Below are 15,664 nucleotides of genomic sequence, written 5' to 3'. Positions count from 1 at the left end.
ATGGAGCCCACACATGACCACCCTCACCGAACTCGCCCAGCACATCGCCAAGCTCTATCCTTTGCAGGACAAGCGCGCCGGCAAGCGCTATCGCGTGGTGGGCGAACTGGCCGGCATGACCGAGCTGGAAGAAATCAACGGTGAACCGCGCTACATCCAGACGCTGGCGCTGAAGAACAAGCAGCTTTGGGATCTGGCGGTCTGATCGCCGCCCGATCAGACCTGTTGTTGTAACCCACGCCGTGCGCGCCATTGCGCACGCTGATCCACGTCGAGAAAGGTCCATGCCACGAAGCGGCTGCGCTTCTGGCCCTGGGCCATGTCCAGCGTCCGTACCTCCCGCGCCCCTAGCCTGCGCAGCCTGGCCTGCAGCGGGGCGACGTTGCCGCCTTTCGAGACCAGCGTGCTGAACCAGCAGATCTGCTGGCTGACCGCCACGCTTTCCTCGGCCAGCCGGGCGATGAACGCCGCCTCACCGCCCTCGCACCACAGCTCCGCTGCCTGTCCGCCGAAGTTCAGCACGGGCAGCTTGCGCTTGGGGTCGAGCTTGCCGAGGTTGCGCCATTTGCGCTGGCTGCCGGCCGTCGCTTCGCTGACCGAGGCATGAAACGGCGGGTTGCACAGGCTGAGATCGAAGCGCTGGTCCGCCTGCAGCAGACCCTGGAAGATGTGCCGGCGATCAGGCTGCCGGCGCAGCTCGATGGCGTCGCTCAGCCGGTTCGCCGCGACGATCGTCTGCGCGGCGTTCAGTGCGACGGTGTCGATATCCGAGCCGGTGAAGCGCCAGCCGTACTCGCAGTGGCCGATCAGCGGATAGATGCAGTTGGCCCCGGTGCCGATATCCAGCGCATGGATCTGCCGGCCGCGCGGAATGCTTCCGGCGTTGTCGGCGGCCAGCAGGTCGGCCAGGCCGTGCAGGTAGTCGGCGCGCCCGGGTACGGGCGGGCACAGGTAGCCGGCTGGGATGTCCCAGTGCTCGATCCCGTAGAACTGCTTGAGCAGCGCGCGGTTGAATACCTTCACCGCGGCCGGGTCGGCGAAATCGATGCTCTGCTTGCCGTACGGATTGACGATGACGAAGTCGGCCAGCGCCGGGCAGCCGGCGATCAGCGCAGGGAAATCGTAGCGCCCGCTGTGGCGGTTGCGCGGATGCAGGAGCGGGCGGTCGGGCTTGGCGCTGGCCGGGGCCTTGGGTTTGCGGACGGACATGGTGGGACGAATCGCTGCGAACGGGGCGCGCATTGTCCCACAGGTTTCACCGCCGGCGCGGCACCGCCAGCATCCATAGCAAGCCCCAGAGCAGCGCGCCGGCGCCGAGCCAGAAGGCGCTGTGCAGGCTGCCGCCGACACCCATCCAGAGGCTGGTCAGCCAGGGCGCGGCGAGCTGGGTCAGGCCGTACAGGGCAATCAGCGCCGCGGACAGGCGCGGCCCCTGATGCGGATGCAGCGTACGCGCCAGGCGCTGGGTCAGCAGCACGGTGCCGAGGAAGGTGCCACCGACCAGCACCGCGCAGAGCAGGATGCCGCTCGCGCCGGGTAACAGCAGCACCGCCAGCACGCCGAGCAGTTGCATCAAGTAGCTCAGACGCAGTGCGATATCGTCGCCAAGGCGCACGCCCAGGCGGTTCCACAGCCAAGGCGAAGGCAGGGTCGACAGGGCGACCACCAACCAGCTGCCATCGATGAGGAAATCGCCGGGCTCGACCTGCAATCTCGCGATCATCGGCAGGAAGGTCATCGGCAGGATGTAGCCCATGCCGGCGCCGGCATAGGAGAGGAACAGCGGCGTGCTGGCCCGGTCGAACAGCCGGCCGCTGGGTGCCGTGGCCGGATCGCCGGCCGGCGTTTCGTTCGGCAGATCCAGCTTCGCCAGCTGGCGCCAGCCCCACCAGGCCAGCGGCAGCGACAGCAGCGCCGCCGGCCACCAGCGCTCGGCACCCTGCAGCAGTCCATCGCTCAGGCTGACCAGCAGACTGGAGACGATCAGCCCGACGCAGACGCCCAGATAGACGAGGCCGCTGGACGACGCGCGCTGATGGCGAGCCAGCCACTCGAGAATCAACGATGGCGCCTGCACGAACACCAGGCCGTTGGCGATGCCGTTGGCCAGACGCAGCGCGGCGAGCGCATCGGGCGATTGCGCCTGGGTTTGCAGCAGTGCGCTGAGCAGATGCAGCGCCAGTGCCCAGGGCAGGCTGCGGCGAATCTGCGCAACGCGGTGCCAGCGCAACGCGAGCAGCGCGCCGATCAGATAACCAAGGTAGTTCCAGCTGGCGATGCTGGCGCCCTGCTGCACGCTGAGCAGGCCATCTTCCACCAACCAGGGCAGCAGGGGGGTGTAGACGAAGCGACCGAGGCCGTGGACGACCAGCAGCAGCGTGGCGCCGGCGAGCAGAACCGGGAACAGGGCAGGGCGGTGCGACATGGGGGGATTTCTTGTTGGTATGGGAGGCCGAGAGTAACCGCCCACGGCGCCGGCGACCATGCCACTTATTGCCGGCCATCAGCCCTGGAATGGGAACAGCAACGGCACCAGCAGCAGCGAGACCAGCATCACCAGCAGCGTGAAGGGCACGCCGATGCGCACGAAATCGGTGAAGCGGTAATGCCCGGGATTCAGCACCAGGGTGTTCACCGGTGAAGAGACGGGTGTCATGAAGGCGGCCGAGGCGGCCAGCGCGACGGTCATGGCGAAGGGATAGGGCGACGCCCCCAGCTGTTCGGCCACCGACAGCGCGATCGGCGCCATCAGCACGGCGGTCGCCGTGTTGGAGATGAACAGCCCGATCACGGCGGTGAGCACGAACAGGCAGGCCAGCAGCGCATACGGCCCGGCGTCGCCCAGCAGGCCGATCAGCCCGCTGGTGGCCAGGGCGATGCCACCGGTCTTCTGCAGCGCTTGGGCGAAGGGCAGCATGCCGACGATCAGAATCAGGCTCTGCCAATGAATGGCCTTGTAGGCGCTGTCCATGTCGATGCAGCGCAACAGCCCCATCAGCAGGCAGCCGATCAGCGCTGCCAGCACGTTCGGCACCAGGCCGCTGACCATCAGCGCCACCATCGCCGCCAGGCTTAACAGGGCGAACGGCGCCCGGCGGGCGGCGGGCGCCACGTCATCCACCTCCGCCGGCAAGCTGAGCACCAGGAAGTCGCGACTCAGGCCCTGCAGACGGTGGATGTGCTTCCAGCTGCCGGCGACCAGCAGGGTATCGGCTGGCTTGAGCTTCTCGTCCACCAGCAGACCACGCAGCGCCTGGTGATTGCGCCGCAGGCCGACCACGTTGAGCTTGTGATGACTGCGAAAGCCCAGCTGCTGGATCGTCTTGCCTGGCAGGCTGGAGTCAGGTGGCAGCGCGACCTCGGCCAGGCCCAGCTCATGCGAATGATCCGCGTAATAGGAGCGCGACAGTTGCAGAGGCTCCAGGCCGAGTTCGTCGAAGGCGCCGAGCAGGCCGATCGCCGGGCTGGCCAGATCGACCAGCAGCACGTCGCCGACGAGCAGCTCGGTATTGCCGGTAGCCACCAGCAACAGCTTGCGAAAACGGTGCTGGCGTTCGATGGCGATCACGTTGATGCCGTACTGCTTGCGCAGTTCCAGCTCGTCCAGCACGCGGTCGCCGAGGATCGAGCCGGGTTTGACGCGTAGCCGCCGCTCGCGCTCGCCGAGGCAGTAGGCCTGGGCCAGGTCGGCCAGCGTCAGGCGCGGTCGCGGCTGTTCATGCCGGTCATTGCCGCCCAGCCAGCGTCGCGCCAGCAGCATGTAGCCGATGCCGAGCAACAGGATGGCGAGGCCGATGGGCGCGAAGTCGAAGAAGGCGAAGCCGTCCAGGCCGGCACGACGCAGTTCGCTGTGCACCACCATGTTCGGCGGCGTGGCGACCAGCGTCAGCATGCCGCTGATCAAACCGGCGAATGCCAGCGGCATCATCAGCCGGCGCGGCGACAGTTGCATGCGCGCGGCGATGCCGAGCGTCACGGGGATGAAGATCGCTACCACGCCGGTGGAACTCATCACCGAGCCGAGTCCCGCGACCGCCAGCATCAGCAGGATCAGCAGCCGGCTCTCGCTGCTGCCAGCGCGGCGCATCAGCCAATCGCCCAGGCGGTAGGCGATGCCGGTACGCACCAACCCGTCGCCGATGACGAATAGCGCGGCGATCAGCAGTACGCTGGGGTCGCTGAAGCCGGCCAGCGCCTCGTCGATGGTCAGCACGCCGGACAGCGGCAGGGCGGCCATCGCCAGCAGCGCGACCACATCCATGCGCGGACGGTTGGCGATGAACAGCCCGACGCAGATGGCCAGCAGGCCCAGAACCAACAGCAGATCGCCGTTCATGGAGGGTCAGGGATAGCCGAGAACGGATTTGAGGCGCGGCAGGTTGCGCTCGATCCAGCTTCGGTCGATGGCTCCCCAGTCGCGGATGCTGTAATGGCCGGCGTTGTGTCGTTCGCCGTCGTCCTGCTCGAAGTGGCAGTCGATGTCCAGCTCGGCCAGCGCGGCGAGAGTGTCCTGCGCGGTGCGGCGCGGCATGCCGGTGATTGTCATCAGCGCCGGGACGCTGGTGGCGGCGCCACTGTCGATCAGCCAGGCGACGTAGAGTCGGCGGTAGAAGCTGGTTCTGGTCTTGCTGGTGGTCATGGAGGAGCCTCTTGTCCGAGGCATTGCGGGTTGCAATGCCTCGGATGAGTTGGTCGCGAGTGATCGTCAGGTCAGCGCGAGCATGCCGATGTAGGTCACCGCACCGGCGGTGTAACCGAGGAACGCGAGCAGGCTGACCCGCTTGAGATACCAGGTAAAGCTGATCTTCTCCATGCCCATCGCCGCGACGCCCGCCGCAGAGCCAATGATCAGGCTGCTGCCGCCAGTACCCGCGCAGTAGGCGAGCAGCTCCCAGAAGGTGCCGTCGGTGAGGAACTGCGACAGCCAGCCGGTTTCCTCCGGAGCGGCCGCGGCAAGCGTCTCGGGACTGACCAGCGGATACATCTTCATGGCACCGGCCACCAGCGGCACGTTGTCGACGATTGCCGACAGCAGCCCGATGGCATAGTTGATCGCATAGATGTTGCCCAGCGACTGGCGCAGCCCTTCAGCCACCTGGGTCAGATGGCCAGCCGTGGCGAGGCTGGAAACCGCCAGCAGAATGCCGAGGAAGAACAGCACGCTGGGTGTATCGACCTTGCGCAGCACGCCGACCACCGAAAGCGGGTGCTTGTGTTCATCGTTCTTGCCGCGATGGATGTATTCGGTGGTGATCCACAGCAGGCCGAGGCCGAAGAGAATGCCCATGTACGGCGGCAGGTGGGTGATGGTCTTGAAGATCGGGACGAACAGCAGCGAGCCAAGACCCAGGCCCAGTACCAGATTGCGCTCGAACACCGTGGTGGCCGGTGGCTGTTGCTCCGCCAGGTGTGCCCGCGCCCGCGGCCGTGGAGCTTCGCCGCGCAGACGGAAGCTGAGAATCAGCAGCGGCACCAGCAGGCAGACCAGACTGGGCACGAACAGGCCGGTGATGATGCCGCCTGCGGAAATTTGCGTGCCGATCCACAGCATCGTGGTGGTCACGTCGCCGATCGGCGACCAGGCGCCTCCGGCGTTGGCGGCGATCACCACGATACCGACGTAGAGCCAGCGCTCAGGGCGCCCGCGGATCAGTTTGCGCAACAGCGAGACCATGACGATGGTGGTGGTGAGGTTGTCCAGCACCGCGGAGAGAAAGAAGGTGATCAGCCCGACGATCCACAGCAGGTGCACGCGCTTGCGCGTCTGGATGCGGTCGGTGATGACCTTGAAGCCTTCATGGGAGTCGATCAGCTCGACAATGGTCATCGCGCCGAGCAGAAAGAACAGGATCTCCGAGATTTCGCCGAGATGATGGCGCAGGGCTTCGACCACCGTGGCCGACGAATCCGCCGGGTCATGGGTGCCAGGCTGCAGCAGCGGCAGAATCTCATCGGCCCCCAGGACCAACACGGTCCAGGTCAGCACCGCGGTGAGCAAGGCGGCGGCTGCCTTGTCGATTCTCAGTGGATGTTCGAAGGCTATGCAGAGATAACCGATGACGAATACCACGGCCATGAGTGCGTACATCGCAGAAAAGCTCCCATCTGGAAAGGTACCGGTCGCCGAATGAGCAACCGGCACAGCATCGACAGACGCTTGGCGGCGGCTTCTGCAGCTGAACAACGCGCGCAGACGACATGCACCGATCGGAATCGAAGGCTGGCGTTACAGGCGGGATTCGCTGACGTGAAGCGTTATGCGGCTCTGTCAGTTTTTTGTTCGAATATGGCGGCGACATGATGGCTGCTCGTCGCCGGCGATGCGTTGCGATCAATCAAGATCATCGATAACAAAAGGCCGGCATCGATGCCGGCCTTGCGCTTACAGCGTGGCAATGCGCTCGCGCTGCTCGACCAGACGGGCCTTGGCCTGTTCGGCCTCGGCCAGCTTGGCGCGTTCTTTGTCGATCACCTCTGGCGGCGCCTTGTCGACGAAGCCGGCGTTGGACAGCTTGCCGCCGACGCGCTTGACCTCGCCGTCCAGCCGCGCGATCTCCTTGTCCAGCCGCGCCAGTTCGGCATCCTTGTCGATCAGCCCAGCCATCGGCACCAGCACCTGCAGATCGCCAACCAGGGCGATGGCCGACAGCGGCGCTTCCTCGCCCGCGGCGAGGGTGCGCACGGTTTCCAGCTTGGCCAGCTTCTTCAGCAGCGGCTCGTTATCGGCCAGTCGACGCAGGTCGAGCGGCGCGGCGTTGCTCAGCACCACGTCGATGCGCTTGGCCATCGAGATGTTCATTTCGCCGCGAATCTGGCGGATGCCGAGCATGAAGGCCTTGATCCACTCGATGTCGCCTTCGGCATCTTCGTCCAGGCGCGCCGGGTCGAACTCCGGCCACGGCTGCAGCATCAATGTCGGGCCCGATTTGCCGGCCAGCGGTGCGACGCGCTGCCAGATTTCCTCGGTGATGAACGGCATGAACGGATGCGCCAGACGCAGCGCGGTTTCCAGCACGCGCACCAGAGTGCGGCGGGTGCCACGCTGGCGTTCGATACTGGCGGTCTCGTCCCACAGCAGCGGTTTGACCAGCTCCAGGTACCAGGCGCAGTACTCGTCCCAGATGAATTCATACAGCGCCTGGGCGGCCAGGTCGAAGCGGAACGCTTCCAGCTGGCGGGTGACTTCGGCCTCGGTGCGCTGCAAGGTGGAGATGATCCAGCGGTCCACCGCCGACAGCTCGACGGGCTCGCCGTTTACGCCGGTGTCCTTGCCCTCGGTGTTCTCGAAGACAAAGTTGGCGGCGTTCCACAGCTTGTTGCAGAAGTTGCGGTAGCCCTCGACGCGGCCCATGTCGAACTTGATGTCGCGGCCGGTGGAGGCCAGCGAGCAGAAGGTGAAGCGCAGCGCGTCGGTGCCGTAGCTGGCGATACCTTCCGGGAACTCGGCGCGGGTCTGCTTGGCGATCTTCTCGGCCAGCTTGGGCTGCATCATGCCGCTGGTGCGTTTTTGCAGCAGTTCGTCGAGGGTGATGCCGTCGACGATATCCAGCGGGTCGAGCACGTTGCCCTTGGACTTGGACATCTTCTGGCCCTGGCCGTCGCGCACCAGACCGTGGACGTAGACAGTCTTGAACGGAATCTGTCCGGTCAGGTGGGTCGAGAGCATGATCATCCGGGCAACCCAGAAGAAGATGATGTCGAAACCGGTGACCAGCACGTCGGTGGGGTGGAAGGTCTTGAGGAATTCGGTCTGCTGCGGCCAGCCGAGGGTCGAGAAGGTCCACAACCCGGAGCTGAACCAGGTGTCCAGTACGTCTTCGTCCTGACGCAGCGGTTCGTCGTTGCGGATTTCGTAGCGCTTGCGCACTTCGGTTTCGTCACGGCCGACATAGACGTTGCCCGCCTCGTCGTACCAGGCCGGGATGCGGTGGCCCCACCACAGCTGGCGGCTGATGCACCAGTCCTGGATATCGCGCATCCAGCTGAAGTACATGTTCTCGTATTGCTTGGGCACGAATTGGATCTGGCCATTCTCCACCGCAGCGATGGCCTTTTCGGCCAGCGGCTTGGTGGAGACGTACCACTGGTCGGTCAGCCACGGCTCGATGATGGTGCCGGAGCGGTCGCCGCGCGGCACTTTCAATGCGTGGTCGTCGATCTTTTCCAACAGGCCCATCGCCTCGAACTCGGCGACGATCGCCTTGCGCGCATCGAAGCGGTCCATGTGCGCATAGCCGTCGGGCAGGCTGCCATCGACCTTGTCGTTGACCGTGCCGTCGATATCGAACACCTGGGCGCGGGCCAGCACGCAGGCGTTCTGGTCGAAGATGTTGATCAGCGGCAGGTGGTGGCGCTTGCCGACCTCGTAGTCATTGAAGTCATGGGCCGGGGTGATTTTCACGCAGCCGGTGCCGAACTCGAGGTCGACGTAGTCGTCGGCGATGATCGGAATCAGCCGGTTGACCAGCGGCAGCATGACGTGACGGCCGATCAGGCTCTTGTAGCGCTCGTCCTCGGGATGCACGGCGATGGCCGCATCGCCGAGCATGGTTTCCGGGCGGGTGGTGGCGACCACCAGGTAATCCTTGCCGTCCGCGGTGCGCGCACCGTCAGCCAGCGGATAGCGCAGGTGCCAGAGGTGGCCTTTCTCGTCGTGGTTCTCCACTTCCAGATCGGAAATGGCGGTGTGCAGCTTGGTGTCCCAGTTGACCAGGCGCTTGCCGCGGTAGATCAGACCATCCTCGTGCAAGCGCACAAAGGCTTCCTTGACTGCCTCGGACAGACCCTCGTCCATGGTGAAGCGCTCGCGCGACCAGTCCACCGAAGATCCCAGACGACGGATCTGACGGGTAATGTTGCCGCCGGATTCTTCCTTCCACTGCCAGACCTTTTCCAGGAATTTCTCGCGGCCCAGATCGTGGCGGCTGACGCCCTGCGCGCCCAGCTGGCGCTCGACCACCATCTGCGTGGCGATGCCCGCGTGGTCGGTGCCCGGCTGCCACAGGGTGTTGCGGCCCTGCATGCGGCGCCAGCGGATCAGCGCATCCATGATCGCGTTGTTGAAACCGTGCCCCATGTGCAGGCTGCCGGTGACGTTCGGCGGCGGGATCATGATGGTGTAGGGCTCGCCGGAACCCTGCGGCGCGAAATAGTTGTTCGATTCCCAGGTCTGGTACCAGGAAGTCTCGATGGCGTGCGGCTGGTAGGTCTTGTCCATGCGGCGGGACCCTTAGAACGGCTGATCGGAAAAACGGGCGAGTATAAAGCCAAATCGCATCCGGGCTAGGCGTCAGCGCAGGAATCGTTGCGGCGCGGCGTGCTAGTTCTTGGGCGTACGCACCAGTTCGTCCACGCGACGTTCGAGGCGACGCTTCAGCTCGGCCTCGATCTGCGGGACGAAATCGTCGATCACCTCCTGCAGAATGAGATTAGCCGCCATGCGCAACTCGTGGTCCAGGTGTCGTTCGGCCAGCGAGCGGAAAGCGGCCCGTGCCGCCGGTTCGCGCCGCTCGGGCTGCGGTGTGGCAACGGGTTGAGGCGCAGGTGCGGGGGCTACAACATCCGAGAGCAGGGGAATGCTGGCTGGGTCCAGTTGTTCGGTCAGCAGAGGCGGATCCTGGTCGCCGAGCAGGGCGCGGATGGACTCCAGATCGTCGAGCAGCTGAGCGGGTTTGTCGGGGGATTTGGGTGTCATGGCGAATGTCCGGGCTTGAGCTTCCAGCGGTCTACAGTTCGACCCGCTTGGGGTCGTAACCGTGCCGTCGGTAGAGGCGGAAGTTGTCCCGGCAGGCCGTCAGTAGGTCCGGTTCCTGGTTGACGATCTCAATGATTCGGCTGAACTGATCGACGTGCGGCGACAGCGTCGTCGCTAGGTTGATCAACAGGCTTTGCGGCTGCGCCGGCGCCTGCTCGAGGCCGAGGACCACCGGTGCCTGGGGATCGTCCGCGTAGTGCTCGTGAGGGATGAAGCGCTCCGTGCGAAAACTCCATAGCAGCTCGTCGAGCTGCTGGCATTGTGCGGCGTCGTGACAGCGGATGAACACCGGCAGGCCGTGCTGCCAGCCCTTGGCGGCCAGCTGGCAGGCCGCGCGCAGGCGCCCGAGCGGATTGTCGTCGGGCAGCACGTAGAACTCGATGCGGGTCATCGGTGCGTTCCGTCACTGCCGGCGCGCGGCAAGCCGCTCCGGCAGGTGGGCGTACGCGGGCGGGAGGGCATTTCAGAGGGCCCTGTCCAGCAGGTACTGGGTCAGCAGCGGGACCGGGCGACCGGTCGCGCCCTTTTCCTTGCCACCGCTGATCCAGGCGGTGCCGGCGATGTCCAGATGCGCCCAGGGATACTGCTTGGTGAAGCGCGACAGGAAGCAGGCCGCGGTGACGGTGCCGGCCTTCGGCCCGCCGATGTTGGCGATGTCGGCGAAGGGGCTGTCCAGTTGCTCCTGATACTCGTCGAACAACGGCAGCTGCCAGGCGCGGTCGCCGGCCTGCTCGCCGGCGCCGAGCAGCTGCTGCGCCAGTTCCTGATCGTTGCCGAGCAGCCCCGAGGTGTGGCTACCCAGCGCGACGATGCAGGCACCGGTGAGGGTGGCGACATCGATCACCGCGCGCGGCTTGAAGCGCTCGGCATAGGTCAGCGTATCGCAGAGCACCAGGCGACCTTCGGCGTCGGTGTTGAGGATCTCGACGGTCTGACCGCTCAAGGTGGTGACGATATCGCCGGGACGGGTGGCCTTGCCGCTGGGCATGTTCTCCGCGCAGGCGAGCAGGCCGACGAGGTTGATCGGCAGCTGGAGCTCGAGGACTGCACGGAAGGTCCCGAGCACGCTGGCGGCGCCGCACATGTCGTACTTCATCTCGTCCATGCCCAGGCCCGGCTTGAGGCTGATGCCGCCGGTGTCGAAGGTGATGCCCTTGCCGACCAGCGCGTAAGGCTGCTCGCCCTTGGCTCCGCCGTTGTACTGCATGACCACGATGCAGCCCGGTTGCTCGCTGCCTTGGGCTACGGCGAGGAACGCACCGGCGCCCAGATCCCGCAGCTTCTTCTCATCGAGCACGTCCACCTTCAAACCCTTGAAGGATTTACCGAGCTGCCGCGCCTGCTCGGCCATGAAGCTCGGGTGGCACAGATTCGGCGGCAGGTTGCCGAGGTCGCGGGTCAACGCCATGCCCGAAGCGATGGCTGAGGCGTGACGGGCCGCGCGCTCGATGTCGTCCTGCTGTGACTTGTCGCAGAGCAGGACGATTTTCTTCAGTGCGCGCGGGTCGGCTTTCTTGCTCTTGAAGCGTTCGAACACGTAGGCGCTGTCAGCGAGCAGCTCAGCCAGCAGGCGGACCTTGGCGTAAGTGTCGCGCCCCTTGACCTGCACATCCTGCACGGCGAATGCCGCATCGGCACCGCCGAGGCTCTTCAGTACGCCGGCAGCGGCACCGAGCGCCTTGCGCCACTGGCGGGTGTCCAGCTCGTTGTTCTTGCCGACGCCGAGCAGTAGCACGCGTTCGGCCTTCAGATTCGGCACGCTGTGCAGCAGCAGCGTCTGCCCGACCTTGCCGTCGAGATCGCCGCGCTTGAGGATCGAGCCGATGACACCGCCACTGGTGATATCGACGGCCTGGGCCGTTTCGCCGAGGGTGCGCCCTTCACCGACTGGCAGAACCAGCGTGGCGGTTTTCAGCGCGGAAGCTTTCGCGGTCTTTACAACGAATTCCATGACAGGAGTCCCCAAGACAAAGAGTCGGGTTTGCAGGATAATGCCAGGCCAATTTTTCCGGTGGTTCGCCTGCCGGCTGTTGACGGCGGATGTGCTGCCATTTCAATGGCCTATCTCGGCGAACCGGCAACTGGCGGCTAGTTTGAGCGTAGCCGTCGGAGCCTGACAACCCTGGAGTGTCCGGTTTGATCGTCTTTCGTTATCTGTCCCGCGAGCTTTTGGTCACCGTCAGCGCAGTCAGCGCCGTGCTGCTGGTGATCATCATGAGTGGGCGCTTCATCAAGTACCTGGCCCAGGCTGCTCAGGGGTTGCTCGATCCGAGCGTCCTGCTGTTGATCATGGGATTCCGTCTGCCAGGCTTCCTGCAGTTGATTCTGCCGCTCGGCCTGTTTCTCGGAATATTGCTGGCGTATGGAAGGCTGTATCTCGATAGCGAAATGACGGTGCTCTCGGCCACCGGGATGAGCCAGCGTCGCCTGCTGCTGTACAGTCTGGCGCCGGCGGCCCTGGTGGCTGCGCTCGTCGGCTGGCTGAGCCTTGGGCTTGCGCCGCAGGGCATTGCCGAAGTGGACCGGATCCTCAATCAGCAGGATTCGCTGACCGAATTCGACACCCTGGTGCCGGGGCGTTTTCAGAACCTGCGCGATGGCTCGCGGGTAACCTATACGCGCGAGCTATCGGCCGACCGCAGCGAGCTGGCAGGGGTATTCATTTCCGAGACCAACACTTCGGCCCGTTCGGGACAGGCGCGTGGGGTTTCCGTGCTGGTGGCGGAAAGCGGGCGACAGGAAATCCAGCCTGACGGCAGCCGTTACCTGATTCTGGAGAATGGCTTTCGCTACGACGGCAATCCCGGGCAGGCGGACTATCGCGCCATCCAATACGACACCTACGGTGTGCTGCTGCCCAAGCCGCAGGTGGCCGTCGAGCTGAGCGAGCGCGAGGCGATGCCGACGCGGGAGCTGCTTGGCAGCGACAACCTGCGCCATCGCTCCGAATTGCAGTGGCGCCTGTCCATGCCGGTGCTGGTATTCGTCGTGACCCTGCTCGCTGTGCCGCTGGCTCGCGTCAATCCGCGTCAGGGGCGTTTCCTCAAGCTGCTGCCAGCGATCCTGCTTTACATGACATATCTGGCGCTGCTCATCGCTGTGCGCGGTGCGCTCGACAAGGGGCGAATTCCAATGGCACTCGGTTTGTGGTGGGTGCACGGACTGTTTTTCGCGATAGGTCTGCTGATGTTGTACTGGGAGCCGTTGATGCTGAGGTTGAAGAAGCGTCGGGCGGCGCCGGGGGTGGTGCATGGTTAAGCTCGATCGATACATCGCGATCCATGTCTTTCTGGCGATTCTGACCGTTTTGGGCATTATCGTCGGCCTGGCCCTCCTATTTGCCTTCATCGACGAGTTGGGCGATGTAGAGGGTGGATACGGTCTGGCGGATGCGCTGGAGTATGTGCTGCTGACCTCGCCGCGCCGGCTCTACGAGATGCTGCCGATGGCGGCGCTGATCGGCTGTCTGATCGGTCTGGGTACGCTGGCCAGCAGCAGCGAGTTGACCGTGATGCGCGCCGCCGGCATTTCGCTCGGCCGGATCGTCGTGGCGGTTATGAAGCCGACCCTCGTTCTGCTGCTGGTCGGCGTACTGATCGGTGAATACGCGGCGCCCTGGACCGAAGACATCGCCCAGGCCCGCCGTTCGCTGGCGCAGGGTGCGGGCGAGGCGCAGAGCAGCAAGCGCGGCCTCTGGCATCGACAGGAAAACGAGTTCGTGCACGTCAATGCCGTGCAGCCGGGGGGCGTGCTGGTTGGGGTGACGCGCTACCGTTTCGACGATGAGCGACGTTTGCTGTCGGCCAGTTTCGCCAAGCGCGCCAGCTACCGGAATGATCACTGGTTGCTGAGCAACATTGCGACCACGCATTTTCGCGGCGATCACACCGAAGTAGCGCAGGCGAGCGAAGAGCGCTGGGATGTGCAGCTGACGCCGCAACTGCTGGGGATCGTGGTGGTGGCCCCGGAGTCGCTGTCGATCACCGGTTTGTGGCGTTACATCCATTACCTGGCGGATCAGGGGCTCAACAACGGCCGTTACTGGCTGGCATTCTGGACGAAGGTGCTGCAGCCCGCCGTAACTGTTGCACTGGTGCTCCTCGCAATCTCGTTCATCTTCGGCCCGCTGCGCTCGGTGACGCTGGGGCAGCGCATCTTCACCGGCGTGGTGGTCGGATTCGTCTTCCGCATCATTCAGGATCTGCTCGGGCCGGCGAGTCAGGTGTTTGGCTTCTCGCCGTTGCTGGCGGTCGCACTGCCGGCGGGAGTTTGTGCGCTGATCGGTGTCTGGCTGTTGCGGCGGGCGGGATGAGTGGTGGAACTGGCTTCAAGCGGCGGGGCGCATTGAGTGCTCATGTTCAGATCGATTCCGCCGCTTGAGCCGTTGGCTCGACGGGGGGGGCTGGTCTGAAGCCTGTTCCGCCTTCGGCTTACTTCTTGTGAATGTTTTTCGGCAACTGTACGGCCTGGCTTTCCGAGTAAATGTCCTGCCAGGTACGTTTGTCCTTGTCCCAGAGCATCCAGAGGTGCCCCAGTCCCAGGCTCAGCCAGGACATGATCGCGATCAGAAAACGCAGCAGCGCCTGCCACAGGTCGATGGCCGTGCCGTCCTTGTTCTGGATGCGGATACCCCAGACCTGCATGCCGAGCGTCTGGCCATTGTGGGTCCAGAACTTGGCGAAGAAGGCGAACAGGCTGAACATCAGTAGCGTCGAAAGCAGTGGGTCGATATCCAGGCCGCCAGCGTCGGCCACGGCCTTCAGTTGTTCGCTCCCATAGAACAGTCGCAGCAGCACCTGTTGGTAGAACAGGGTCACCACCATCATCAATGCGATACACAGCAGGCTGTCGTAGAACATGGCGGCGAGGCGGCGTATCAGGCTGGCGGCGGGGAACTGGCCCTGCGGGCTGAGCAGGTGTCGGCTCATCTCGAATCCTGGTGGTTGGTACAAGGCGCGCATTCTACGGAATTGCGCGCATAAAAAAGCCCCTGATGTTGCCATCAGGGGCTTTTCGGAGCGGTGACTCAGCCCAGAATCTGAACCTGATCAGCCTGCATGCCCTTTTGACCTTGCACGGCGATGAAGCTGACTTTCTGGCCTTCTTTCAGGCTCTTGAAGCCGTTGCCTTCGATCGCGCGGAAGTGCACGAACAGATCCGGACCGCTCTCGGGAGTGATGAAACCAAAACCTTTCTCGTCGTTAAACCACTTGACGGTACCGTTCTGACGATTCGACATGTCTTTGTATCCTTGAAACTCAAAAGTAGAATTGCCTCCTGCAATGGCGCAGGAAAGCTGGAACTGGTTGCAAAGAGTAAGAGAGTCGAGCGGAGAGCGGATCTGAAGATCTACTGCACCAGGTCACGATTCAACAGCGACCCATGCAAACACAGTGGGCACACTCTACGATAACTTGTCGGGGAATGCCAACCCCTCAAAGTCATGTGAAAGTGCCTCTTCGGCGATGCATATTCATGCGATGTAGAGTGATGCCAAGTCGATGCTGTTGCTTTCAAGCGCGCCTGGGTTCTGCGTGCGAAGAGCATGAACTGAATGCCGACTTGTGACGCTTCGGATCGTGTTGCTGTCCGGATGAAGCTTTGCAGATCGCAATGATCGTTTCGCTGTCGTTCCGACCTGGCGCAGTTGGTTCGTTTGCCGAAAGTTTCTGCCGATCAGGATGACATGGTGCTGCCGCGGACCGTGGCCGTCGGCAATGAATGGTGCCCCGAGAGAGACTCGAACTCTCACGCTGTCGCCAGCGGCGGATTTTGAATCCGCTGCGTCTACCGATTCCGCCATCGAGGCACAGTGGCGGCGCAGTATAGGGATGAGCGGTTGAGTGGTCAATCGCTGACGTAGCGATTGGGGAGTCTTTCCGCTAAGCTTTGCGCCCCGCCAATATCCCG

Annotated in this window: 14 protein-coding genes and 1 tRNA gene; 3 read left to right on the top strand and 12 right to left on the bottom strand. The window is 64.1% G+C overall.

The window, feature by feature from the left end; all coding sequences use genetic code 11:
• The first annotated feature begins 13 nt into the window (after positions 1 to 13).
• Positions 14 to 205 (top strand): hypothetical protein, encoded by a 192-nt coding sequence (locus tag U8L64_RS10645; protein ID WP_003288256.1) that lies wholly within the window; start codon positions 14 to 16, stop codon positions 203 to 205.
• A gap of 11 nt (positions 206 to 216) precedes the next feature.
• Here U8L64_RS10645 and rlmF read toward each other — a convergent pair whose 3' ends face one another.
• From rlmF to U8L64_RS10600, 9 genes are all read right to left on the bottom strand, one after another.
• Positions 217 to 1,209: a 23S rRNA (adenine(1618)-N(6))-methyltransferase RlmF gene (gene rlmF / locus U8L64_RS10640; RefSeq protein ID WP_333397094.1), complete on the bottom strand. Its 993-nt coding sequence runs from the start codon at positions 1,207 to 1,209 to the stop codon at positions 217 to 219.
• Positions 1,210 to 1,255: 46 nt separating this feature from the next.
• Entirely contained in the window at positions 1,256 to 2,425 is a 1,170-nt protein-coding gene (locus tag U8L64_RS10635; protein ID WP_102827302.1) for a YbfB/YjiJ family MFS transporter, read from the bottom strand.
• Positions 2,426 to 2,503: 78 nt separating this feature from the next.
• A complete protein-coding gene (locus U8L64_RS10630) occupies positions 2,504 to 4,336 on the bottom strand; it encodes an SLC13 family permease (protein WP_333397089.1) in 1,833 nt (610 codons plus the stop codon).
• Between the two features lie 6 nt (positions 4,337 to 4,342).
• Positions 4,343 to 4,639, bottom strand: coding sequence for a winged helix-turn-helix domain-containing protein (locus tag U8L64_RS10625; protein WP_043296141.1), 297 nt, complete (start codon positions 4,637 to 4,639; stop codon positions 4,343 to 4,345).
• 66 nt (positions 4,640 to 4,705) lie between these two features.
• On the bottom strand, positions 4,706 to 6,088 hold the full coding sequence (gene nhaD / locus U8L64_RS10620) for a sodium:proton antiporter NhaD (protein WP_054093807.1): 1,383 nt from the start codon (positions 6,086 to 6,088) through the stop codon (positions 4,706 to 4,708).
• Between the two features lie 294 nt (positions 6,089 to 6,382).
• Positions 6,383 to 9,217, bottom strand: a complete 2,835-nt coding sequence (locus tag U8L64_RS10615; protein WP_333397083.1) for a valine--tRNA ligase — start codon at positions 9,215 to 9,217, stop codon at positions 6,383 to 6,385.
• Between the two features lie 102 nt (positions 9,218 to 9,319).
• Entirely contained in the window at positions 9,320 to 9,694 is a 375-nt protein-coding gene (locus U8L64_RS10610) for a DNA polymerase III subunit chi (protein WP_333397079.1), read from the bottom strand.
• Positions 9,695 to 9,725: 31 nt separating this feature from the next.
• Positions 9,726 to 10,145 carry a DNA polymerase III subunit chi gene (locus U8L64_RS10605; protein WP_333397076.1) on the bottom strand — a complete coding sequence of 140 codons (420 nt, stop codon included), beginning with the start codon at positions 10,143 to 10,145 and terminating at the stop codon, positions 9,726 to 9,728.
• A 72-nt stretch (positions 10,146 to 10,217) separates the two neighbouring features.
• Positions 10,218 to 11,705, bottom strand: a complete 1,488-nt coding sequence (locus tag U8L64_RS10600; protein ID WP_333397074.1) for a leucyl aminopeptidase — start codon at positions 11,703 to 11,705, stop codon at positions 10,218 to 10,220.
• A gap of 185 nt (positions 11,706 to 11,890) precedes the next feature.
• Between U8L64_RS10600 and lptF the strand changes: the two genes are divergently transcribed.
• Together lptF and lptG are read left to right on the top strand one after the other, a co-directional pair.
• Positions 11,891 to 13,012: an LPS export ABC transporter permease LptF gene (lptF, locus tag U8L64_RS10595; RefSeq protein ID WP_054093811.1), complete on the top strand. Its 1,122-nt coding sequence runs from the start codon at positions 11,891 to 11,893 to the stop codon at positions 13,010 to 13,012.
• On the top strand, positions 13,005 to 14,066 hold the full coding sequence (gene lptG, locus U8L64_RS10590; protein ID WP_077683506.1) for an LPS export ABC transporter permease LptG: 1,062 nt from the start codon (positions 13,005 to 13,007) through the stop codon (positions 14,064 to 14,066). Before lptF ends, lptG begins: the two co-directional genes overlap by 8 nt.
• A gap of 118 nt (positions 14,067 to 14,184) precedes the next feature.
• On the opposite strand, the gene U8L64_RS10585 is transcribed toward lptG, so the two are convergent.
• From U8L64_RS10585 to U8L64_RS10575, 3 genes are all read right to left on the bottom strand, one after another.
• A complete protein-coding gene (locus U8L64_RS10585; RefSeq protein ID WP_043296155.1) occupies positions 14,185 to 14,682 on the bottom strand; it encodes an RDD family protein in 498 nt (165 codons plus the stop codon).
• Between the two features lie 98 nt (positions 14,683 to 14,780).
• Positions 14,781 to 14,993 carry a cold-shock protein gene (locus tag U8L64_RS10580; protein ID WP_003246255.1) on the bottom strand — a complete coding sequence of 71 codons (213 nt, stop codon included), beginning with the start codon at positions 14,991 to 14,993 and terminating at the stop codon, positions 14,781 to 14,783.
• Positions 14,994 to 15,476: 483 nt separating this feature from the next.
• Positions 15,477 to 15,563 (bottom strand) — tRNA-Leu (locus U8L64_RS10575).
• Between the last annotated feature and the right edge of the window lie 101 nt (positions 15,564 to 15,664).

It is taken from the genome of Pseudomonas sp. FIP_A4, assembly GCF_036701605.1.
Classification (GTDB): Bacteria; Pseudomonadota; Gammaproteobacteria; order Pseudomonadales; family Pseudomonadaceae; genus Stutzerimonas; species Stutzerimonas phenolilytica.
Note: the sequence above shows the minus strand (reverse complement) of the source record. Positions and strands in the feature narration are given on the sequence as shown.

Coding starts and splice junctions, on each gene's coding strand:
- U8L64_RS10600 (WP_333397074.1), bottom strand. CDS start 11,705: ATGGAATTCGTTGTAAAGACCGCGAAAGCTTCCGCGCTGAAAACCGCC.
- U8L64_RS10605 (WP_333397076.1), bottom strand. CDS start 10,145: ATGACCCGCATCGAGTTCTACGTGCTGCCCGACGACAATCCGCTCGGG.
- nhaD (WP_054093807.1), bottom strand. CDS start 6,088: ATGTACGCACTCATGGCCGTGGTATTCGTCATCGGTTATCTCTGCATA.
- lptG (WP_077683506.1), top strand. CDS start 13,005: ATGGTTAAGCTCGATCGATACATCGCGATCCATGTCTTTCTGGCGATT.
- U8L64_RS10580 (WP_003246255.1), bottom strand. CDS start 14,993: ATGTCGAATCGTCAGAACGGTACCGTCAAGTGGTTTAACGACGAGAAA.
- U8L64_RS10635 (WP_102827302.1), bottom strand. CDS start 2,425: ATGTCGCACCGCCCTGCCCTGTTCCCGGTTCTGCTCGCCGGCGCCACG.
- U8L64_RS10610 (WP_333397079.1), bottom strand. CDS start 9,694: ATGACACCCAAATCCCCCGACAAACCCGCTCAGCTGCTCGACGATCTG.
- U8L64_RS10585 (WP_043296155.1), bottom strand. CDS start 14,682: ATGAGCCGACACCTGCTCAGCCCGCAGGGCCAGTTCCCCGCCGCCAGC.
- rlmF (WP_333397094.1), bottom strand. CDS start 1,209: ATGTCCGTCCGCAAACCCAAGGCCCCGGCCAGCGCCAAGCCCGACCGC.
- U8L64_RS10625 (WP_043296141.1), bottom strand. CDS start 4,639: ATGACCACCAGCAAGACCAGAACCAGCTTCTACCGCCGACTCTACGTC.
- U8L64_RS10615 (WP_333397083.1), bottom strand. CDS start 9,217: ATGGACAAGACCTACCAGCCGCACGCCATCGAGACTTCCTGGTACCAG.
- U8L64_RS10645 (WP_003288256.1), top strand. CDS start 14: ATGACCACCCTCACCGAACTCGCCCAGCACATCGCCAAGCTCTATCCT.
- U8L64_RS10630 (WP_333397089.1), bottom strand. CDS start 4,336: ATGAACGGCGATCTGCTGTTGGTTCTGGGCCTGCTGGCCATCTGCGTC.